Genomic DNA, 20211 nt, shown 5'->3' with positions numbered 1-20211 from the left:
CACAACCGGTGCCCGTCTCTTGGCCGGGCCCGTCAGGCGCCCGGACGCCATCGTCAGATGGCGACAAAAAAATTAGCAAAGCCGATTTTCGTTTCAAGAGGGCGCTGAAAAAATTTTGCCACAGATCGCCGCCATTACAGGTCCTCGCGCAGCCCCTTGAAGAACGGATGCCTCACCTTTCCCTCAGCTGATTTGGCGCGGTACTCGATCTCTGCCAGCAGCTTCGGTTCGACCCAGATGCCTTTGTGCGCTATCCGCTTCGCGTAGGGTTGTGTCTTCCGGACGAGCGGTTGAAGCTTGTTACGGAGTTCGGCGGCCGATGTCTTGTCGAAGCCGTGATCGACCTTGCCTTCATAAACCAGATCCTCGCCCCTGCGCCGACCTAGATAAATGCCGTCCCACCTACCCTCATCGAGGGCGAAGCCGGCGATGGCGAGCGTCTCGCGTTGCCCGCAGGTCTTCTTGACCCAGTTGTTGCCCCTCCCGCTCGCATAGATGCTGTCGCGCACTTTCGAGACCACGCCTTCGAGCCCGACCTTGCAGGCGTGCGTGAACATCTCGCGGCCTTCGATCTCGAAGCTCTCGCTGAACTGTAGATCGCTGCCGGTGATGATCTTCTTCAGCGTGGCCTTGCGCTCGAATAGCGGCATCTTCCGGACGTCCCTGCCATTGAGATAAAGCAGGTCGAACGCGACGAGCACGATCTTAGTCGAGGTGCCCTTTAGCTCGTTCTGCAAGACGGAGAAATCGGTGCTGCCATCTGCGGCTGGCACCACGACCTCGCCGTCAACGATGGCCGAGCTCGCCTTAATGTGCCAGGCGTCGTTGGCGACCTTCTTGAAGCGTTTGGTCCAGTCGTGTCCGCGGCGGGTGAAAACGGTGACGGCTTCGTTGGCGAGATGCACCTGGACGCGATAGCCGTCGAACTTGATCTCGTGAATCCAGCGTTTGCCCGACGGCACGCGGTCGATTGAGGATGCCAGGGCCGGCTCGATGAAGCCCGGGAAGGGCGCCTTGACGCCGAGCGCTTCCGGTTTTTTTCGCTGAAACGCCACGATCTTAGACCAGGCGCAAGCTGTACTGCCGAGTGTCTTGGGCAGCGTAGCGATCGACGAATTCCTGCAGGTGAGACGGGACGTCGCTGAGTTGCAGGTTACAGCGATGCTGGATTTCGCGGGCAATGTCCTCAGAGACGTCTTCAGACCAGCGCTCTGCCGTGTTGAAAGCGATGACTTTGATAGGCCGCCGATACTCGCCGGCGAGAAGATCTTGAATGACGGTCTCGAGGTTGCCGCTTCCATGTCGGTTTCGCGCCAGGCGCTGCCTGCGCGCCCAATATCATCCGCCACCAGATACACGGTCGGCTCATCGGCCGGCACGATGGAAGGGGTCCATCGGGACTGACGCATACGCAACTCAACGCAACAGAACCGGGATTCAATTTGAACTGGGCTAATTCGTTCCAGCCCTTGGAACTGTTTGTTACTGCTGCGCCTTATACCGAAGGGCAGCCAACGGAGGAAACATGGCAGTCAACAAACCGACCGGCGACAACGCTCGCAAGGGCGCGGTGAAGAAACGTTCGCAGACCAAAACGACGATCGGGGGCGCTACTGGCTACACGAAGCGCGACAGGACGTCCGGCGAGTTCATGGCTGTGAAGAAGCCGAAAACAGCGAAGAAAGCCGCTAAGAAATTCAAAGGTGTGCGGGTTGAGAGGAGAGCTAAGAAGGCCACCAAGCGAGCCCGCTAGGGTGACGGTTGGCGTTACCGCGCGGGGTCTTCGGTAAAGGCCGCGGGTGAGGCGGCCTTACTCTTTGTCCTCGGTCCAACTGCGCTCGCCGCACTGACACTCGAACATATGCACGGTGAGGCCGCGCAATGGGTCCATCATCTTGTGAGCCAGTCGGGGTTGCGCACCGCACTTACACCGCTGCTCTTCCCGAGTCTTCGATCCGGAAAATTTGTCGCTACTGAAAAAGTTCATTGGGATCACCCTGCCAGAGGTGACTCAATAAGTGCCAAAGTGCACAATTGTTCCGCTGGCGGTTGGGACGCAATTTGTTGCGCCTATTGGCAGGCCGGGAATAAATGGCAACGCGCGCTATGATTCGGCCGCGCCGAACGGCCTCAGCATCCGGTGCCAGCCCCGGTGATGCGCGAGGCCGTTTTGTTGTTTGGAGTTAGGCTTATTTGGGCGGCTGCAGGCCTGGCGAACGCAGCCAGTCACTCAGATGTGCGCCGGTCTCGGCAATCCTAGCTTGCTTAAGAAGCGCATCGCGTTCGGCTGCTTGATCTTTAAGCTTGGCAGCCTGTTCGGCCATTCGATCTTCAAGGGAGCGGGTTTGCTTCGCCCTATTGCGGTGCTTGGACATGACGCCTCCTTGAGCCGTCAACGACGACTCCGCAACCGCAGCACCTCTATTCAGTTCCAAAAGCGAAACTAGGCCATCGCTCGGAAACAGGCCAGCGCCAAATGGATCTTTGAAAGAGGCCGCCAACTGAGGCGGCCTTAGTGCTTCTCGGCTTCCTAGATCATGGCTTCCAGCTCGGTGATAAGGTCCCTGTAGCGAACAACGATCCTGTCAAAGAAGGCGCGCTTTTTCTCCGACTTAGCTTCGTCTCTCATCTCTTCGCACCGGCTGAACTGTCGCCAAGGATCGCAAGATGTTCCAACATGTCTTTCATGGAGCTTTCCCCGTGAGGGGCAGGCTACCGGCAGATTAGGACACCCTCAAATTCAACTTAGGACACTTGAGGTCAAATACGGACAGCACCCCAAGTCGGGATCGTTGCCCTAGTGCTCGGAGGGCCCTTGTCCACGAGCTTTGCGGGCCATCTCCATCCACTCTTGCCCGAGCTCCAGCCAAGCCTCTCTATCCGCCTCCAGAACCGCCTTTTCAGCTTCCTCGAGGCAATTCCGCGCTTGCTGCAGGTATCTCGCAATATCAGCTTCGTGCATCGCCTACACCGCGACCGCGAAAGGCGCTCCGTTAATTGTCGGATTATAAAGGTGGCCCGTGCCAGCCGGTAAGTGAGCGGCCCCGGCTACAGGTGGGGTCAAGGGGGAGGCCGGGGCCGCTTGCCAACTCGGCGGCGAGCCAGCGAAGTAATAAACGCCGATCGCTCCCGCAGTTCCTAGCCGTTCTCCAGCAGCTTTTGGTCCGTCGTCTTGAGTCGCACATAGGTGCCGTTCTCGTGCCGGTTCGGCAGACTTCCTCGTTTGAGAAATGTCATTGCCAAAGAGCGAGCGGTGAGTAAAAAATTCACCTATCGAAACGGGGCCGACGAGTCGACAATGGCGGAATATCGCCTCTACCGGGTGGACAAAGAGGGCCATATCCTAGAAGCGGCCGTGATCGTCAGTTGCGAAGTTGACGACGCGGCCATCGCCGAAGCCAAGCAGTATGTGGATGGCGTCGCGATTGAAGTCTGGGACCGCGATCGCCGTGTAGCCGTCTTGCCATCTACGGAGTAAGGCCCGCGCTCGGGCAACGGCAAGCTCCACCTGGCCGTTACACGCGGCCCGCTCTACCGGCGCGGCAGCAGGCCCTCGCTAAGTGCCATCAGCCGCACGAAGGTGCCGCTTTCGTGTAACTCAAGCCAGCCTTGCTCGATCGCATAGCGCAGCCCGGCTCCGAACTCCGGGCCGCTAGCTTTCAGACTGAACAGAAACGGGGCGTTGATCCGTTCGATATAGATGCGGCCGTCCTGAACCGGCGTGATGCTTTTAGCGATCTCGACCAGTTTTCGCGCGGCCGCGATAGAATCCACAGGACCAGCCCCACTGATCGGCGGTGGTCGGCACGCCGGCGCGGGTGCCAATCGTGCCGACACGCACGTCACCGAAATAGATATGCCACGTCTTCTGGTGTGGATTGTCGCTGCGGCGTCGGGTGAGGGCGGTCATATCCAGAGATTAGGAAAGTGCAGGCTTCTAGGCCAGTCGCTGGATTTCGAGGGGTGGATGACACCAAGCCCAACAGGTTGGTCAACAGGTCTCGAAAAAAAGGGTGCTGGCCGAAAAAGGCCCTAGGCCGCCAACTGAGGGACCTTACTCTTCCTCGACGGGAAATGGCTCATGCGTCTTGCGGCCTAGGAAGGTGTCGGGCACAGGGCGCTGCAGCATTTCATGTGCCAGCCGTTCGGCTTTCTCAAATTGTTTGCGGGCCTTCTCCACGTCGCGCGCAAATTCGCCGGGGCGATAGGCAGGGAGCTTATCTGCCATAGGCTGTTCCTCCTCAGACCTACAACTACAGCTGGTAACTTAAGTTCAAAATCGATTAGGCCGCTCTTAAAATGAACCTAGTCCACCGAGGTCGGAAACAGACAGTACTAGAAAAAGGCCCCGGCCCAAAAGGGGCATGAGCCGGGCCTCCACGTTTGCCCCCACGAGCAATTTTGGGGCGGCCTCATTTCTTAATGACGCGGATTTAGATCGCCTCTAAACTTGTTCCATCTTCGGAATGAGCGAGCTTTTCCAAATGGGCAATTATCGAGCCTACCTAATCGGTGCCGATGGGCACATTGAACAGCGGGTTGACCTTGAGGTGCCGGACGAAGCCACCGCGCGCGAAAAGGCAGAACTGCTCGTCGACGGACATGCCGTCGAGCTATGGGACGGCGCAACGAGAATTGCCCGGTTCGAGCCCATCACTAGGCACTAGGGCGCTGAAGTTAAATGATCTTTCACCGTTTATCTTCTTCCGAGCGCAGGCGGTAAGGGAAGCGTTCCTAGGCCTCCTAAGATCACCTACGAGGCCAAGGACGCGATCCAAGAAATCAGGAGAGGCCTGCTCGTCATCGATAACAAGCTTAGGTGGCTTAGCGAGCCTTACTCTGAAGGGTGTCGCGTTCGAGGCGCGCGAGAATGCCAAGATCGAAGCAGATGGACCCTTATGGCTCGGTGTTTCCGAAGCGGCCGAACGCTATCGAGAGATCCAGGTTCGCCGACGTACCGGTCGCGGTGTCTGGTACGCGCACGTCGAGATACTGCGATGGGACGCAGTTCAGCGAACTGGAGAAGCGATTGCAAGCTTCAGTGAGCGCTGCGACTCAAAGGTAAAGGCAGAGGAGGCCGCTCGGAGGCTTCTGACTGAGAATGCCAAATACTTCACCGCGGAAACCTCAGTCGAAGCCGAGGTGTTATGCGAACTGGAGTGGGACGAAGGAGTAGCGGCGAAGCTGCTCTGACACCGGAACGCGGCGAGAACAAATTCCCCCGACTTTCCCCGCCTGTTGCCTTGCGGTCGGGCGCGCCAAGATCGATGCCAGCGATACGTTCGAGGAAGCCGCCCCGCATCTGTCCTCGCGAGAGGTTTTCTCAATCTTGAACGACGGCTCGGCGCTCTCGACCATACTGCAGAAGCGATGAAGTGTGCCCGCGCTGCGACTATCGGCGAGAGGCGATGGTTGGTCCCGCGCCCTTTGTCTCGACGGGGCCGCCTTGCAACGCCGCCCGCCTTTCCGCGACCGCATGATCGAACAGCTCAAGGACGAGGCCGAACGCGGCCATGTCCTCCTGTTCGATGGCTCCCTCGTCGTAGCACTTGATGGTTTCCGCGATGATCGCGTCGACTTCCCGCTGCGAAGCCAGCAGATCCTGCTCGGATCCGGCATCGCGGATCTCGGTTACAACCGCGAGAATTCGGTCGCGGTAGCTGGTGTTGTCATCGCGTTCGTCCCGGTTCAGATAGCGCCGGAGCCAGGCGGCGGCCGAGCCGATGCCAGAAAGCAGAAGCAGTGCGAACCAGAAGTAGTCGCTATACTTGTCCAGAAATGTCCGCTCCGTGCCGTTGATGACCGCCGCAGCTCCCCTGTGCACCGAGGGCTCCGCCTCCTTTTCCGTATCCGGCTTTGTGATGCGCCCGGTGCCGGCGACGCGTTGCGTGACCGTATCGCGTACGGCGAAAAGCTGCCGGTAGAATGCCGCCGCTTTGGCTTCCGACAGCTCTTTCCTGGCTAGGACGAGATGGTTGACGCTGATGGTGTCGATCTTGTCCTCTGGCCAGGCCGGGTTGGCGTTGAAGACACTGCCGGGGATCTCCTCGGCTTCGTAGCGGGGGTGCCGCAGGGCGATCGCTTCGGATGCTTCGACCGGAAGAAATTTCGGCGCTCCGCGCGATCGGGATGTCGCGACGATAGCTGCACTCGTGATTTTGCTGTCGAGGGGACCGCGAGGGATTCCGCTGCTCCTGCGGTGGTGATCGGCAAGATCCTGACCGTCCTGCTTTCCTCCTCGATGGCCTCGGCCATCCCCTGAACAACCTGGTGGTCTTCACTGCCTGAAGGGCCGACGGCGATCCGAAGGGTCTCGGGCTGCAGGAGGTAGAAAAGGCCGGCCGCTGCAGCACCGAAGGCGACGAAACCCGCAGCCAACAAGATCAGGAGCCGTCGTTGGCGTCGATCAGCGGGACTATTGATCGGAGCAGAAGCCGACATCGGCAGACCTTTTTGACGGGGTAGGGCTTTGCGGTCGCCTCCGTGCGGGATTATGACCACATCATCGAGCAAGCCATGCCGATGATGCACATGAACATCGCTACGGTCGCGGTCCAGCCTAACCAATAGACTGGCCCCGAAATCATCAGATCGCCCATGACCGACTTTCGCCGAACCAGCAGCATCATCACGGTCATGATCGGAGCGGCCAGTATACCGTTGATGACCGCGCTCCAATAGAGCGCTTTGATCGGGTCCAGCGCCGTGAAGTTAAGCCCAACGCCGAGCGCGACCGAAAGCGCGAGTACACCATAGAACGCGACGGCCTCCTTCGGCTTTCGCGACAGGCCGACCGGCCACTTGCGACCTTCTCCGATAGCGTAGGCCGTCGAGCCGGCCAGCACTGGGATCGCAAGAAGGCCCGTCCCGATGATGCCGAGGGCGAAGATCAACTCGGCCATCGCCCCCGCGACGGGCCTCAGGGCTTCGGCCGCCTGGGCGGACGATTCGATGTCGGTCTTGCCGGACGCGTGCAACGTTGCCGCCGTCGTCATGATGATCGCGATCGCGATGACGTTCGACACTGCCATGCCGACAAGTGTATCGATCCGGATCCGCTTGACCTCTTCGTCCTCCTTCTCCGGCTCGCGCTTGAGCGGCTTCTTGTCGGGATCGATCCGCTGCTCCTCTGCCTCCTGGGAGGACTGCCAGATGAAGAGATAGGGCGAGATTGTCGTCCCGAGGATCGCGACCAGGGTCGTCAGGAAGGGTCCATTCCATTCGATCTTCGGGATGAGAAGCCCCTTCAGGGCCTCGCCCCAGGGCACCTTTGCGAGAAAAAGGGCGATGACATAAGCGAGCAAAACGAGCGTCAGCCATTTCAGGATCGCCACATAACGCTCATACTTGAAGAAGATCTGCGCGATGACGGACACAGCACCGAAGAGCACGACGTAAAGTGTGCCCGATCCCCCGATCAGAAGCTTGAGGGCATCGCCCATCGCCCCAAGGTCGGCGGCGACGTTGATCGTGTTGGCGACGAAGAGCAGCACGATCATGGACCAGATGACGGGCGCGGGGAAATTCCGGCAGACGTTTCCGGCGATGCCGTGCCCAGTGACGCGTCCGATGCGACCCGAGATCTCCTGGATCGCGGCCATCAGCGGATAGGTGATCAGCATGGTCCAGCCGATGCCGAATCCTAGTTGGGCGCCCGCCTGGCTGTAGGTGCCGATCCCGGATGGATCGTCGTCGGAAGCGCCCGTGATGAGGCCGGGACCAAGACGCCGCAAGAAGCTATCTTGATCTTTATTCTCGACCGGCTTCTTGCGCGTTTTCCTCCTCGCCACTCGTCGTCCTCGCTGCCGTGGATCTGATTCCGGAACTCATAACGTCGATGCAGTCGAATTTGTTCGGCGCAGTCTTGGCGAGACCGACTCCGCCTGGCCGCCACGCTCTCGGGAAAAATAGGCAGTGGCTCTGCTGCTTTCCGGAACCTTGCCATCATTAGCGGGTTCTCGCATGCCGCATCTGGCGGCGAGGAGAACAACATGAACAAGCTTCTACTGACGACGGCCCTGGCCGCGCTGATCTCGACGGGCGCGATGGCGCAGTCGACGGTCGTCACCACCACCGGCACCGGTCACGCGGCCGCCGTGCAGATCGAGCCAGAATACCGCACCAAGATCCGCACCTACGTCACAGAGCACAAGGTCCGTCCGGTGCAGCAGAAGATAGTAGTCGGCCAGCCCGTGCCGCGCGAAGTCGAACTTGAGGCGGTGCCCGCCGACTGGGGTCCCTCGCTCACCAAATATCGCTATGTCTACTCGGGCGAGCGCGTGATGCTGGTCGATCCGTCGACCCGCACGGTCGTCCAGGAGATCGACTAAGCCTTCCCGGCGGGTCGCTGATCGCAGCGGCCCGCCCCCCATCCGGCCCCCGCCGTACCTTGAATTCCATTTGCGAGCGGCCGTCCATGCCGATCATTCGTTATTTCGTCTTGGTCGGCGGGTTCTTGCTGGCGCTGCTCTTCGTTGCGGATCGGTACATGCCCGCTCCCGTCGAAGCCGCCGCCGTGGCCGACCCCGACAGGACCATCATCCGCATAAAATCGGCGAGGAGCCTCCCGGAGAAGATCGTCTTCGACACCAGCCAGCGGGCCGAAGCGCCGATGATCGCGCAGGCCGATCCGGTCCCGGAAGAGCCGCTGCAAGAAGTGCGAGAAGCCATGGCCGCCGTGCCTGCAGCACCTTCCGGCGAGGCCCGGAAGGAAGGGCGGGCCCGCGCTGCGGCGGTCGTCACGCATCCGAAGCGGTCGGCAAAGCTGCAGAAGCGGACGCCCGACCGGCGCCTCGCCTTCAAACGGACTGATCCATTTGCGGGCAGATGGTGGTGAGCGGAAGCGCGACCGCGGTTCAAAGGAAAAGGCCGCTCCCTCGAGGGGCGGCCTTCGTAGGTTCCACGTGCGCCCGCTCTCACCAGTGGCGGTGATGCCGATGCCAGTGATGACGAACGACCGGATAAGACCCGCGATAGTAGGCGTAGGCCGGGCGGACGACGCGGCGATAGCGGTAACCGTAGGACACCGGCGCTGTGTAGTAGGTCGTGGTGTAGCCGCCGCCCCAGCGATAGGGCTCGTCGTACCCGTAGTCGTAGGCGTAGGGACCGCCATAGTAGCCGGCTCCATAGTAGCGGGGGCTACCGTAGTAGCCATAGCCCGGTCCCCAGCCATATGCCGAGGAGGCAATCCCGCCGATGACGGCGCTGGCAACCAGGCCGCCGGCGATGCCCGGCCCCCATCCGCCCCACCCGCCTCGCCAGTGGGCTTCGGCAGGAGACGTCGTGGCCACCGAGGCCAAACCGAGGGCGCCGACCATCAGCGCCGACATTGCATCTTCTTCATCGAGGATCCTCTCACTTTGTTCGAGCGCCCCGACCACAACGGGAAAAAATGGCAATGGTTTCGCTGGCCCCGGCGGCGAGCGGGCAATGGATGCTCGGTCTGGAGCAGCTTGACTCGAAAGCATCGAGCTTGACCACAACAGCAAGGTCTAGGTTGGGTTCAGTTCATGTTGCGTTGCGGAAGCTCTCGAGGGACCTTCGCTTGATCCAACCGCATTAACTTTGTTGAATTCACCGCACAGCGTTTCCGCAGTAAACTAACTCTTCTTGCGTTGGGGGGTCCCATGTTCGATCGTGCCACGACCGCGCTCTTGCGCGCCGTCTTCGATGAGGTCTGCGAAGACGTCTCGCGCCACGAAACCGCGGCGCGCACCCATGTAGCCTCGAGAATCCTAGAAGCGGCTACCGACGGCGACACTTCGCCCGAGAAACTGAAGCAGATCGGACGCACGGCCCTCCACGACGCGCCGACGATGTGGCGATAGGTCGAGGAAAGCGGGGTGAACTTCCAGGTCACCGTGCTCAAGATCCTGGTGAGCTATCCCGACGGGTTCGCTGTTATGGCCGATCTCAAGCGCGACATGGCGATCCTGGCGACGAGCGGGCGTGATTGGGCCGACCGCACCAAACGCCTTGCCGCTCGCGTGCCGGAGCTCGACATCTTCTCGCAAGGACTGGTCGAGCGTCTGAATGGCGGATGGCGAATAACGGAGAAGGGCCGTTCCGTGCTCGAGTTCATGGAAGCAAGGCCTGCCGACACGAGGACGGAGAGCGCTGCGCCCGCCGCGGCGCCGCCGGCTTCAAGTCCAGCGGCGTCCCCACCTGTCGCCGCTAGGCGCTCTGGCCGAAGCCAGCGCCTGCAGCGCCGTCGTGCGGCACGCGAGCGGGCCCGCGCAAAAGCTTGCTGAACGCGCACTTGTCCGGTTCACGAGGTTAACCGGGAAAAACCAGAAACTTTGCTGACCGTGTCGAGTTGCCAGCGATCGGATCGGTCGCCGGGAGCGTACAGATGGTCGACGAAGTCGTCTTGAAAAATGCCGCAGAGACCGCGTGGACGTTGTATCGGGCACGGCACCCCCATGTCGACGCTTCTGATAGCCGGCGCTGCCTCATGGAGCGCCATCTACATCGGAGATGCGAAGAGCGACAGAGCGATGCTGAAGACCTCGCGACCTTCGGACTAGCCTACCTGCACCGGCTTCCCATTGACGAATGTTGACGTGGATGAGAATGCTCGTCGCATACGTAGCCATCGGAAGCACAAGACCCGGCTGGACGCTGCTCGCGATTTCCTTTCTTATTTCCGCTTTCCTAGTGGTCGGCTTGCGCATCGCGCTAGGAGCCTAGCTCGATGAGGATCGCCCAGCTTGCCCCCTTGGCCGAGAGCGTTCCTCCGAAGCTGTACGGCGGCACAGAGCGGGTGATCGCTTGGCTGGTGGACGAGCTGGTCGCACTCGGACACGACGTTACACTGTTCGCGAGCGGCGACTCCAGCACGAAGGCCAAGCTTCACGCGGTGTGGCCGCGCGCACTGCGTCTGGGTCGGAAGGGCGTCGATCCGAACGCCGCTTGCGCGCTACTGATCGAGGCCATCTCCGAACGTGCGCACGAATTCGACATCATCCATTCCCACGTGGACTGGTTGCCTCTGCCGACCCTGAGTCGCGCCGGAGTGCCGTTTCTGACGACCATGCACGGTCGGCTCGACCTTCCGGGCTTGCCCGATGTGATCGGGACTTTCGCAAAGGCTCCCTTCGTCTCGATATCGGACAACCAGCGCCGTCCCCTTCCGGACGCGACTTGGATCGCGACGATTCCGCACGGGCTGCCCAAGGACCTGTTTCGTCCCTCCTTCGAAGCCGGTGCGTACCTGGCCTTTCTCGGGCGGCTGACGGCGGAGAAGGGGCCGGAAGCTGCGATGCGCATAGCTCGCGCCGTCCGGATGCCGCTCCGGATCGCGGCCAAGATACCTCGAGCGGAGACGGCCTATTTCAAGAAGAAGCTGGAGCCGGAGATCGACGGCCAGACGATCAAACTCGTCGGCGAAGTGGACGACGTCCGCAAGCAGCCGTTCCTCGCCGGCGCCGCAGCTCTCTTGTTTCCTATCGATTGGCCGGAGCCGTTCGGTCTCGTCATGATCGAGGCGATGGCGTGCGGCACGCCCGTGATCGCCTACCGTTCAGGATCGGTGCCGGAAGTCGTCGAAGACGGCGTCACCGGCTTCATCGTGGACGACGAGGAGCAAGCGATCGAAGCGGTCAAGAAAGCCGCCCGGCTGGACCGCAGCACAATCCGCGCCCGCTTCGAGGAGCGTTTCGTCGCCAGTCGCATGGCCAGGCAGTATGAAGAGAGCTATCGGGGACTGGTCGCTCGCGGAGCACGCCACGCCTGAGGAGCGTTTCTCGCGCGAAGGATTCCAAGGCGCGGGGCGTGGCCCCCGTTCCCGGGAACAACCGGCAGTCATGGGCGTTGGGGCGGGCATCCGAACGGGTGCTGCACTCACGCTGGAGGAGAAATTCCATGAAAAGCTTTCTTGCTGTCGCTTTGCTGAGCACCGCCGTTGTCGGGGGCGCCGCGTTCGCGCAATCCGCTCAGCCGGCCGACCGCGCCGCGCCGGCGGCTACCCAGCCCGCCGACAAGATGATGCTAAAGGACAATTGGCGCGCTTCGAAGCTCATGGGCCTGAACGTCTATAACGAGGCCAACGAAAAGCTTGGCGACATTAACGAACTGCTGGTCGACAAGAACGGCAAGATCAACGCCGTGGTGATCGGCATCGGCGGTTTTCTCGGGATGGGCGAGCACGACATCGCGGTCTCGATGGACAAGCTGAAGTTCGTTGAAGAGCCGGTCCGGACAAGCTCGACGAGCAACACGACCACTACGCGCGAGACCACCACCGGTGCGGCTTCGACGACCACGACAAACCGCAACACGAACGATTGGGTGCCGGACCACGCCGTCATGAGCGGCAACAAGGAGCAGCTGAAAGCGCTCCCGCAGTTCAAGTATTAGGACTACAACTGACGGGACCAAGCGTTCTCGGATTGAGGGGCCTCCATCGGAGGCCCCTTTTTCTTTGAGGTTCGATGACGCTCGCCAAACAGAAACGGCCCATCCGGGGAGCCGGACGGGCCGTTGGTGCGAAAGCTAGTAGTTTAGTGCATATGAACCAGGAAATAGCCGACGCCGCCAACAACGAGCACGGCAGGAACGGGCCAAAGAATCAATATGGGAATTCCAATCGCTGTCAGTAGGTCGCGGGCCTGTCGGCCCACGAATGGTCGCTTACTGCTCGGTGCAGACCTTCGTGGTCTTGACCGCCGATTCTGCCTCGACCTTGGTCTTGCAGACGCCGTTGCCGACAACCGTGGTGGTGGTCGTGGTCGGCTTGCTGTCGACCACGGTGTGCTTCTTGGTGGTCGCATCGCGGACGATGTAGAACTCGGCGGCGCTGGCGGCCTGGGTGCCGAGGGCGAAAGCGGCGAGCGCGCCGTACACGATCAGCTTCTTCATGATGTCCTCCTCAGTGTTAGCAAGTAGTCACTGCCAACGGAGATTCTTCGTCGAATTTCCGGTTGTTCCCGCCGACTAGCCCGTCGTCCCATTTCGCTACAGCACCAATTATGCGGCTCGCAGAAGAAATCGGATCCCTGATTGCCGAGTTTTCCCGAAACGGAACCGAAGCCGACCCTTCGGGTTAACCGAGGTCCGCATTTAGGAGGTTTCAGAGATGAACAAGCGTTTATTCTTGGCCACGACCGCTGCCGTCGCGATCGCGACTTCGGCTTTCGCTCAATCTTCGCCGAGCACGTCGAGCTCCAGTCCGTCCGCAACGCAGCAGCAGAAGGACTCCACATCGACGCCGTCCTCTTCGACGTCGACGCCGTCGAATTCGTCGGGCTCGGCTCAGACCAATCCTTCGAGCAACTCGGCTCAAACCCAGTCTCCGTCGTCGACCGGCCAAACCGCCGGTAGCCAGCCGTCCAATTCCGGGACGGGCACCAACACCACGCAGGCACCCGCCTCGGGCAATTCGACGAACCAGGCCCAGACCAATCAGCCGTCGAACCAGTCCACGACGCCGTCCAACCAGGCGCAGACCGATACTACTTCAAACACGAACAACCAGACGCAGAACGCCAATCCGCCGTCCTCGACCACCAACCAGGCGCAGTCGCCCTCTGGTAGCGGCTCGACCAGCACCGTCCAGCAGCCGATCAATCAGCAGAACACGGCGGATCGTTCGTCGAACACCAACGTGAACGCGTCGGTGAACATCAACGACCAGCAGCGGACCCGCATCAGCGCGTCAATATCACACCTGAACGTGCAGCCGCTCACCAACGTGAACTTCTCCCTGTCGGTGGGCGCCGTCGTCCCCCGCGACATCCGCCTGCAGCCGTTGCCGGCAGAGGTCGTCGAGATCGTGCCGCAGTATCGGGGCTACAACTTCGTGCTGGTGAAGGACGAGATCGTGATCATCGAGCCCTCGACCTACAAGATCGTGACAGTCCTGCCGTATTCCGGCCGTTCGACGGCGGCGGCACCGGCGCGCACCGAGCAGCGCAAGATGACGTTCAGCGACCGCGATCGCGAGGTCGTGCGCAAGCACGCCAAGGCGCGCCCGGTCGAGCGCGAGAAGCGGGTGACCACCGGCAGCTCGGTCCGGACCGAGATTCGGGCCGGCGAGCGCGTGCCGGAGGGCGTGGAGATCGAGGCCTTCCCCGAGGAGGTCTATCGGGATGCTCCGACACTTCGCGAGTACCGCTACATCAACCGGGACAGCCGCACCTACATCGTCGAACCCCATGAGCGTCGCATCATCGAAGAGATCGACTAATCCAAAAGCGAAGGAGAATATCCATGAAGACAATCGTGCTGGGAGCGCTCACGGCAACCTTGATGGCGGCGTCGGCGAATGCCGCGCCGCTCGCGCCTTCGGCCATAGCGTCGACCGAGCTTAGCGGCACCGAGCAGGTCCGTCTCGTCTGCAGCGAGTATGGCCGCTGCTACCGGGCCCGCGGCCCCCGCTACGTCCAGCGCTACTATGGCGGGGACGACGGCTACGTGGTCCGCCGGAGCTATGGCTACTATGGCGGCGGTCCCGGCTACTACGATCGGGGCTACGGCGGTGGTCCGAGCATCGGTTTCAGCTTCGGCACCCGGAGCTGGTGAACTAGGAAAGGGGGCCGCTCCCAGCGGCCCCTTTCTCCGTCGATTCCTGTGGGGATCATGGGATGTCGGCTGACGGCGGCATCGGTGATGCGCTTTCCATCCTTTTCGTAGTAGCTGAAGGTCGCACCGGTCCGCTTGCGCGTGTAGCCGGGCGCGGAGTCACTGACGTACCGGAGCCCTTCTTCCGCGATGGTGGCTGCCACTTCAGCGGTGCGGTCCAGAACCTGTTCTTCGTTGCCGGTCTGTCGGAGCATGCTTTGCCCCTCGGAAGCACCCTGGGATCGAGGCTCCGCTCTTTCTAAAGGACTGAAAACAAGCAGTTGGTTCCGTTCCGAGGTCGGCGGGTACTAGGTGTGGATTCCATACCGGGACCTCAGCTGGAGCCGGCGGTCCCTTTCCAAGGGACGCTGTGCAGGCGACGATGGCGGTGAAGACAACTTCAGACAATCGTCACAAATTTCACGGACACACCTGCACAATCAGTCTTCACGAAGGCCTACATGTCCCGGTATTCACTCGATGAGTTGCGTCGTCGTTATGTCGTCGAGAAAAGACCGCTCGAAGCCAGTGTCGAGCAGATCTTGCGGGCCGACACGGGCGCGGGAGCCCGTGCCATCCTGGCTTCTATAGATAAGCGGCGTTACGAAAACAGGTCCGAAGGACAGCGCCTACGCAAGATCCTCAGTTTTGAAACCTCTCTCTGGGAGAGCGGCGTTCATGCCGTGGCAGGCGTGGACGAGGCCGGGTTGAGTCCTCTCGCCGGGCCAGTCTCCGCTGGCGCCGTCATCCTGAAACCCGGCACGCGAATAGTTGGGATCGACGACTCGAAGAAACTCGACTCCGCGGCTCGCGAAGAGCTCGCGAAGGAGATCAAGGCAAAGGCAGAGAGTTGGTGTGTGGCGTTCGTGGAGGTCGAGGAGATCGACACGATCAACATCTATTGGGCGGGCATCCAGGCCATGCAGCGCGCGGTCAGGGGACTAGGATTGACGCCGCAGCATTTGCTGATCGACGCGAAGCGGTTGAAGGAAGTCGACATCCCTCAGCAGGCGATCATCAAGGGCGACGCCAAGTCCGCCAGCATTGCGGCCGCCTCCATCCTCGCGAAAGTCGAGCGCGACACGGTCATGCGGGCACTCGACATTCGTCACCCCGGCTACGGCTTCACGGATCACAAGGGCTACCCCGTGCCGGCTCACCACGAAGCGCTCGCCAGGCTTGGTGCATGCGCAGCTCACCGTCGGTGTTCGGACCCGTACGCAAGGCTCTTGGGGGTTGCCGCCCCTGCCGCCGTGGCCTTCAGCAGCCGAACGCGAAGCCGGCTGACCGGGTCGGACGTCTCTGTTCGGCGGCGCTATTTTCGCGACCCACTCTTTTCGCGAACGACGTCCTTGGCCTTTTTGTCGGACCGCAGGCCGAGATAGATCGGCTGGCGCAGCTCTCCCTTGCTGGTTCACTCGGCGAACTTCACTTCCGCGACCAACGAAGGACGCACCCAGGTCGTGACCCGCTCGTCCTTCACCTTGGCGGAGAACGGCGACTTGCCTGTCTTGAGCCTCACGAGCTTGCCGTGAAGCTCTTCGAGAACCTGGTGGCTGAAGCCGGTGCCTACGTGGCCGATGTACCGCCATGCGCCCCCTTCGCGTACCGCCAGCACGAGCGCGCCGAAGAAGGGCCGGGTTCGCCTCGGCGCCGTGAAGCCGGCGATCACGACCTCCTGCCGCTGCGCGGTCTTCACCTTCAGCCAGTCCGCGGTCCGGCGTCCAGAGTTATACGGGCTATCGGCGCGCTTGGCCACGATGCCTTCGAGATGTCTCCGCTCTGCTTCTGCGAAGAACTTTGTGCCGCTGCCTTTGCGGTGGTTGCTGAACGCGATCAGCTTGTGGCGCGGCAGGATGGCCTTGAGCCGCTTCTTGCGCTCGAGGAGCGGCAGCGCACGCAGGTCCTCGCCGTCTGCGAACATGAGGTCGAACGCGCAGTACAAAAGCTTAGCCTCGTGGCGCAGGGCGTTTTGAAGCAACTGGAAATGGGATACGCCGTCCTTCCCGATCGCGACGAGTTCGCCGTCGATTGCGGCGCCCGCCTTCACGCCCTCAAGTGCTTTCGCGACCTCGACATAGGAGTGGCTGATGATCTTCCCGTTGCGGCTGTAGAGCGCGACCTGACCGCTCCGGATCTCCGCGACCATGCGGAAACCATCGAATTTGTCTTCGAAGACCCAATCCGGATCGTCGAACGGCGCATCCGTCAGCGTGGCCAGCATGGGCTGCAGGCGAAGAGGCAAGCGCGATTTTCGAGGCATGGACGATAAAAGCCGGAAATGGATACGAACGAGCGGGAAGCATCGTGGGTTCCGCCCGACAAGGGAGAGCTTCGGCGGAATTGGGAATGCAGAGCCCAAATCTATACAGCCACCAGCTCGCCTGCCGCCTACGCCTCACTGCAAAGAAGTCCTCGCCCTATCGCTTGCGCAGAAACTGAAAAAGGAACGCTCTCGACCGGATTTGATTGGATGTTCGGAGAGCAACATGAGAGATATTTTGACAAAATCGGGTGAGCAAGAACAGCTTGGCAAATGGGGATTGGCTACGGCTATCGGCCTGCTTGCAGTAGCTTTTGTCGTTGAACGAATGGCTCCGCCCGAGGACGCGGCGCAACTTTCGAGAAGGTCACCCGCCCCTCCTGCGAGAGCCGACGCGCGAGTTGGGGAAGACGGCCGAGGTCGGCACGCCGCCTCGCCATCCGAGATCCCGGCGAAGGGATGGAAGGATATCCTGCTCCGGGTCTACAACAACATCTCTGAACATCGCATCATGGCTCTTGCCGCAGGGATGACCTACTACAGCATCCTTGCCATATTTCCCGCGATCGCCGCGCTGGTTGCGGTTTACGGGCTCTTCTCTGATCCCATGACCATCAGCAAACACCTCGATCAGCTTGGTGGATTCTTGCCGGGTGGAGCGTTGGATGTTGCGAGAGAGCAGATGACCCGGGTGGCTTCCAAGGGCTCCAACACGCTCGGCGTCACCTTCCTGATTGGACTAGCAACGTCTCTCTGGAGTGCGAATGCCGCCATGAAGTCGCTGTTCGACACCATGAACATCGTCCATGGGGAGGACGAGAAGCGTGGGTTCTTCAAGCTGAACGCTGTTTCACTGGCGTTTACGCTCGGAGGCATCTTATTCATCATAGCGGCTCTCGGCTCTATCGTCGCTGTTCCGGTGCTCCTCAACTATGTAGGTTTGTCCAATAGCGGTGACCTACTGCTGCGCATCGGCAGATGGCCTGCGATGTTCGTGGTACTCACGTTGGCCCTGGCCGTGATTTACCGCTATGGCCCCAGCCGAGAGGCAGCGCAATGGCGCTGGGTCACGTGGGGCAGCGCGATCGCGGCGCTCCTTTGGCTCGCCGTATCCGGCTTGTTTTCCTGGTACGCCGCCAGCTTTGGCAAGTTCAACGAGACGTACGGATCGCTTGGGGCAATCGTCGGCTTCATGACTTGGCTATGGATCTCAGCCATCGTTGTTCTCCTAGGCGCCGAGATCGACGCCGAGATGGAGCATCAGACCGCCCGCGACACCACCACGGGTCCCCCAGACCGCATCGGCGCGCGCGGGGCCCGAGTCGCGGACACGGTAGGTGCGGCACAAGGTTCGTGAATGAGCAGGTGGCGCAGCTCGTCGAGCCGGGTAGCTTTGAGGATTACATTGAGGACAAAGATGCTGGGCGGGATCCCCGGCGGGCTTCAGCTACACACGCATCTACGGCTGCTCGCAGCGATGTGACGTAGTGATCCGCACCCACCGCTGTCTGCACCGCTCTGTCTTTGAGAACCTCGTCTTCTGCGGGCCATAAACCGACGAGGATGGGAACACCCCTAAGCCTTCGTCTCAGGCGCTGAAGCAGGTAGCGCAAATGCGAAGGATTGCCCCGTATGTCGAGGTAAGAAATGCAGACCATAGCGACTCCCGTCACCTCCAAAGAGCCGATCCCTTCACGCGAGGCTTCATGATAGCTCGCAACCCTTGCTCCCAGTCCGTGTTTCTCAAGGAGCTGCGCCAGCATCGCAGCTGCGGATTCATCGAGAGGGCCCTTGCCAGCAAGGCACAACACCGGACTCTCGCCCCGCCATTGCGCCGATAGCGATTGAGAGTTCAACATCGTATCTGGCGGAGGCGCTTCCGCAACGGGCCGCTGGTCTTTCGGAGTGCCAGCCGGCGGCTCTCCGGACCGAGACGGATGGCTATCATCATAGGTCGCCAGCTCCCGTATCAGGCCGAAAATCGTATTCCTGACTTTTTCCAATTGCCGATGACCGATCACACCGCGCTCGGCGTCGTTGGCGGCAAGCTGCAAACCCTTGAGCGCGACCTCGTCGTAATAGGAGGACAAGGAGCGCTCGTCCAGCAGGAGTTCTGCATGGTCTTGGGCCTCATCGGCATCTCCTGCCAAGATACGTTGATAGAAGCTCTCGACCGGCGTCAGCGGGGGCCTGTCGCCAAGCAGGATATCAAGAAATTCAAGTCGGTCCACGTGCCTGCCGAGAACGACCAGGCACAGTGTCAGTGGCATCGAAAGGACAAGCCCGACCGATCCCCAGAGCCAGCTCCAGAATATGGCCGAAACCACGACCGCAAACGGAGATAGACCGGTGCTATGGCCATAGAGGATGGGCTCAACGCCTTGGCTCACGAGCAGTTCGATGACGACGTAAAGTGCAGCCGTCCAGATCGCCATAGACCAGCCCGTGTCAACTGCCGTTGCAAGTATGATGGGCAGGCCCGCCGAGATGAATGATCCGATGTAGGGCACAAATCGGAGCAACGCGGAAAGGATCCCCCAGAGAAGGGGGTTGGGCACGCCGATGAAATAGAGGCCTACCCCGATGACGACACCAAATGCGGAATTGAGCCCGAGTTGGGCAAGGAAGTAGCGGCTCAATCGCTTCGCAGCGTCGTCCATCGCCACGGTGGTTCGATGTAAATCCGTCGAGCCGAACAATCTGATCATACGATCCCGCAGATCTTCCTTCTGCAGTAGCACGAAGATGGCGACCACCACGATGATGCCGAACGTGGCAAATGGTGACAGGACGGGAGACAGGTATTTCTCAAGCAGAGCTAATGGGTTTGTCGGCTGGTTTCCGAGCGTTTGTTGCTCGCCGGCCGACCGGTCGATCTTGGGCGCCGACGGCGGCACGATAGGTTGCCTAGGCTTCGCATCATATCCAAAATGCTCAAGTACGCCGGACATCTTGTCCAGCGCCAACTCACGCACGGTCGAAATCTTCTTTTCGATGGTTTCCGCATATTCGGGAGCATGGCGCGTCAATTGTGCAACTTGCGAGCCGATGATCGTGCCGATGATGCCAATAATTCCGATCGCAAAAAGCACGGCGATAAGCACTGACGGGATCCGACCGAGCCGCAACCGCCGAAGAAAGTTCACCAAAGGGGACAGGACGAACGACAGAAGAACCGCGACCGTAATCGGGACGAGTACCTCTCGTGCGAGGTAAAGCGCAGCTACGATAGCGACGCCGACCTGCAGCGATAAGAGGGTTGAGGCCGGGCCGGACGCCGCGGGAACACGCTCCTCTTCCCAGGGTTCGAAGCGATCCGCGTTAGCCATGGCAGCCCTATGAAGCAGGCCCCTCGAAGGGGCGCAGCGCCTAGCCGAACCCGTCATTCT

Annotated in this window: 20 protein-coding genes and 3 pseudogenes; 12 read left to right on the top strand and 11 right to left on the bottom strand. The window is 60.9% G+C overall.

Annotation, left to right across the window (positions count from 1 at the left end; genetic code table 11):
- Positions 1-134 precede the first annotated feature (134 nt).
- Positions 135-1055 (bottom strand): non-homologous end-joining DNA ligase, encoded by a 921-nt coding sequence (ligD, locus tag NLM15_RS33315; RefSeq protein ID WP_254124546.1) that lies wholly within the window; start codon positions 1053-1055, stop codon positions 135-137.
- Between the two features lie 470 nt (positions 1056-1525).
- Here ligD (NLM15_RS33315) and NLM15_RS33310 point away from each other — a divergent pair, with 470 nt between their 5' ends.
- Positions 1526-1753 carry a hypothetical protein gene (locus NLM15_RS33310; protein WP_254122059.1) on the top strand — a complete coding sequence of 76 codons (228 nt, stop codon included), beginning with the start codon at positions 1526-1528 and terminating at the stop codon, positions 1751-1753.
- A gap of 436 nt (positions 1754-2189) precedes the next feature.
- Here the strand turns inward: NLM15_RS33310 and NLM15_RS33305 are convergent, their stop codons facing one another.
- Entirely contained in the window at positions 2190-2375 is a 186-nt protein-coding gene (locus tag NLM15_RS33305; protein WP_254122057.1) for a hypothetical protein, read from the bottom strand.
- A gap of 878 nt (positions 2376-3253) precedes the next feature.
- Here NLM15_RS33305 and NLM15_RS33300 point away from each other — a divergent pair.
- Complete coding sequence (locus NLM15_RS33300; RefSeq protein ID WP_254122055.1) at positions 3254-3478, top strand: hypothetical protein; 225 nt, start codon at positions 3254-3256, stop codon at positions 3476-3478.
- A gap of 53 nt (positions 3479-3531) precedes the next feature.
- Here NLM15_RS33300 and NLM15_RS33295 read toward each other — a convergent pair whose 3' ends face one another.
- The 4 genes and pseudogenes from NLM15_RS33295 to NLM15_RS33280 all read right to left on the bottom strand — a co-directional run bounded on the left by NLM15_RS33295 (position 3532) and on the right by NLM15_RS33280 (position 7790).
- Positions 3532-3774, bottom strand: coding sequence for a hypothetical protein (locus NLM15_RS33295; RefSeq protein WP_254122053.1), 243 nt, complete (start codon positions 3772-3774; stop codon positions 3532-3534).
- A gap of 280 nt (positions 3775-4054) precedes the next feature.
- Positions 4055-4228 carry a hypothetical protein gene (locus NLM15_RS33290; protein ID WP_254122051.1) on the bottom strand — a complete coding sequence of 58 codons (174 nt, stop codon included), beginning with the start codon at positions 4226-4228 and terminating at the stop codon, positions 4055-4057.
- A 1164-nt stretch (positions 4229-5392) separates the two neighbouring features.
- A pseudogene (locus tag NLM15_RS33285) lies at positions 5393-6441 on the bottom strand (hypothetical protein).
- 50 nt (positions 6442-6491) lie between these two features.
- Positions 6492-7790, bottom strand: coding sequence for an Nramp family divalent metal transporter (locus tag NLM15_RS33280; protein WP_254122049.1), 1299 nt, complete (start codon positions 7788-7790; stop codon positions 6492-6494).
- 201 nt (positions 7791-7991) lie between these two features.
- Between NLM15_RS33280 and NLM15_RS33275 the strand changes: the two genes are divergently transcribed.
- Positions 7992-8330: a DUF1236 domain-containing protein gene (locus tag NLM15_RS33275; RefSeq protein WP_145668885.1), complete on the top strand. Its 339-nt coding sequence runs from the start codon at positions 7992-7994 to the stop codon at positions 8328-8330.
- Positions 8331-8455: 125 nt separating this feature from the next.
- Complete coding sequence (locus tag NLM15_RS33270; protein WP_254122047.1) at positions 8456-8836, top strand: hypothetical protein; 381 nt, start codon at positions 8456-8458, stop codon at positions 8834-8836.
- Between the two features lie 79 nt (positions 8837-8915).
- On the opposite strand, the gene NLM15_RS43685 is transcribed toward NLM15_RS33270, so the two are convergent.
- Entirely contained in the window at positions 8916-9317 is a 402-nt protein-coding gene (locus tag NLM15_RS43685) for a hypothetical protein (RefSeq protein WP_305887439.1), read from the bottom strand.
- Positions 9318-9626: 309 nt separating this feature from the next.
- On the opposite strand from NLM15_RS43685, the gene NLM15_RS33260 reads away from it, so the two are divergent.
- From NLM15_RS33260 to NLM15_RS33245, 4 genes are all read left to right on the top strand, one after another.
- Positions 9627-9827 carry a hypothetical protein gene (locus NLM15_RS33260; protein WP_254122045.1) on the top strand — a complete coding sequence of 67 codons (201 nt, stop codon included), beginning with the start codon at positions 9627-9629 and terminating at the stop codon, positions 9825-9827.
- A 15-nt stretch (positions 9828-9842) separates the two neighbouring features.
- Positions 9843-10250: a hypothetical protein gene (locus tag NLM15_RS33255; protein WP_254122043.1), complete on the top strand. Its 408-nt coding sequence runs from the start codon at positions 9843-9845 to the stop codon at positions 10248-10250.
- A gap of 443 nt (positions 10251-10693) precedes the next feature.
- Positions 10694-11734, top strand: coding sequence for a glycosyltransferase family 4 protein (locus NLM15_RS33250; RefSeq protein WP_254122041.1), 1041 nt, complete (start codon positions 10694-10696; stop codon positions 11732-11734).
- A 128-nt stretch (positions 11735-11862) separates the two neighbouring features.
- Positions 11863-12357 carry a PRC-barrel domain-containing protein gene (locus NLM15_RS33245; RefSeq protein WP_254122039.1) on the top strand — a complete coding sequence of 165 codons (495 nt, stop codon included), beginning with the start codon at positions 11863-11865 and terminating at the stop codon, positions 12355-12357.
- A 273-nt stretch (positions 12358-12630) separates the two neighbouring features.
- Here NLM15_RS33245 and NLM15_RS33240 read toward each other — a convergent pair whose 3' ends face one another.
- Complete coding sequence (locus NLM15_RS33240; protein WP_254122037.1) at positions 12631-12858, bottom strand: hypothetical protein; 228 nt, start codon at positions 12856-12858, stop codon at positions 12631-12633.
- Between the two features lie 217 nt (positions 12859-13075).
- On the opposite strand from NLM15_RS33240, the gene NLM15_RS33235 reads away from it, so the two are divergent.
- Both NLM15_RS33235 and NLM15_RS33230 read left to right on the top strand, forming a co-directional pair.
- Positions 13076-14185, top strand: coding sequence for a DUF1236 domain-containing protein (locus tag NLM15_RS33235; protein WP_254122035.1), 1110 nt, complete (start codon positions 13076-13078; stop codon positions 14183-14185).
- A 23-nt stretch (positions 14186-14208) separates the two neighbouring features.
- Complete coding sequence (locus NLM15_RS33230) at positions 14209-14520, top strand: hypothetical protein (protein ID WP_254122033.1); 312 nt, start codon at positions 14209-14211, stop codon at positions 14518-14520.
- On the opposite strand, the gene NLM15_RS33225 is transcribed toward NLM15_RS33230, so the two are convergent.
- Positions 14469-14774, bottom strand: a complete 306-nt coding sequence (locus tag NLM15_RS33225) for a hypothetical protein (protein ID WP_254122031.1) — start codon at positions 14772-14774, stop codon at positions 14469-14471. The two genes, NLM15_RS33230 and NLM15_RS33225, sit on opposite strands and share 52 nt — an antisense overlap.
- A gap of 246 nt (positions 14775-15020) precedes the next feature.
- Between NLM15_RS33225 and NLM15_RS33220 the strand changes: the two are divergent.
- A pseudogene (locus NLM15_RS33220) lies at positions 15021-15846 on the top strand (ribonuclease HII).
- Positions 15847-15874: 28 nt separating this feature from the next.
- Here the strand turns inward: NLM15_RS33220 and ligD (NLM15_RS33215) are convergent.
- A pseudogene (gene ligD, locus NLM15_RS33215) lies at positions 15875-16822 on the bottom strand (non-homologous end-joining DNA ligase).
- Positions 16823-17048: 226 nt separating this feature from the next.
- On the opposite strand from ligD (NLM15_RS33215), the gene NLM15_RS33210 reads away from it, so the two are divergent.
- Positions 17049-18179 carry a YihY/virulence factor BrkB family protein gene (locus NLM15_RS33210; RefSeq protein WP_254122027.1) on the top strand — a complete coding sequence of 377 codons (1131 nt, stop codon included), beginning with the start codon at positions 17049-17051 and terminating at the stop codon, positions 18177-18179.
- A 43-nt stretch (positions 18180-18222) separates the two neighbouring features.
- Here NLM15_RS33210 and NLM15_RS33205 read toward each other — a convergent pair whose 3' ends face one another.
- Positions 18223-20151: an AI-2E family transporter gene (locus NLM15_RS33205; protein WP_254122025.1), complete on the bottom strand. Its 1929-nt coding sequence runs from the start codon at positions 20149-20151 to the stop codon at positions 18223-18225.
- Positions 20152-20211 lie beyond the last annotated feature (60 nt).

It is taken from the genome of Bradyrhizobium sp. CCGB20, from assembly GCF_024199855.1.
GTDB lineage: Bacteria > Pseudomonadota > Alphaproteobacteria > Rhizobiales > Xanthobacteraceae > Bradyrhizobium.
This window is presented reverse-complemented; position numbering and strand designations above follow the sequence as displayed.

Coding starts and splice junctions, on each gene's coding strand:
- NLM15_RS33225 (WP_254122031.1), bottom strand. CDS start 14,774: ATGCTCCGACAGACCGGCAACGAAGAACAGGTTCTGGACCGCACCGCT.
- NLM15_RS33240 (WP_254122037.1), bottom strand. CDS start 12,858: ATGAAGAAGCTGATCGTGTACGGCGCGCTCGCCGCTTTCGCCCTCGGC.
- NLM15_RS33205 (WP_254122025.1), bottom strand. CDS start 20,151: ATGGCTAACGCGGATCGCTTCGAACCCTGGGAAGAGGAGCGTGTTCCC.
- NLM15_RS33250 (WP_254122041.1), top strand. CDS start 10,694: ATGAGGATCGCCCAGCTTGCCCCCTTGGCCGAGAGCGTTCCTCCGAAG.
- NLM15_RS33245 (WP_254122039.1), top strand. CDS start 11,863: ATGAAAAGCTTTCTTGCTGTCGCTTTGCTGAGCACCGCCGTTGTCGGG.
- NLM15_RS33290 (WP_254122051.1), bottom strand. CDS start 4,228: ATGGCAGATAAGCTCCCTGCCTATCGCCCCGGCGAATTTGCGCGCGAC.
- NLM15_RS33230 (WP_254122033.1), top strand. CDS start 14,209: ATGAAGACAATCGTGCTGGGAGCGCTCACGGCAACCTTGATGGCGGCG.
- NLM15_RS33210 (WP_254122027.1), top strand. CDS start 17,049: ATGAGAGATATTTTGACAAAATCGGGTGAGCAAGAACAGCTTGGCAAA.
- NLM15_RS33275 (WP_145668885.1), top strand. CDS start 7,992: ATGAACAAGCTTCTACTGACGACGGCCCTGGCCGCGCTGATCTCGACG.
- NLM15_RS43685 (WP_305887439.1), bottom strand. CDS start 9,317: ATGGTCGGCGCCCTCGGTTTGGCCTCGGTGGCCACGACGTCTCCTGCC.
- NLM15_RS33305 (WP_254122057.1), bottom strand. CDS start 2,375: ATGTCCAAGCACCGCAATAGGGCGAAGCAAACCCGCTCCCTTGAAGAT.
- NLM15_RS33260 (WP_254122045.1), top strand. CDS start 9,627: ATGTTCGATCGTGCCACGACCGCGCTCTTGCGCGCCGTCTTCGATGAG.
- NLM15_RS33235 (WP_254122035.1), top strand. CDS start 13,076: ATGAACAAGCGTTTATTCTTGGCCACGACCGCTGCCGTCGCGATCGCG.
- NLM15_RS33310 (WP_254122059.1), top strand. CDS start 1,526: ATGGCAGTCAACAAACCGACCGGCGACAACGCTCGCAAGGGCGCGGTG.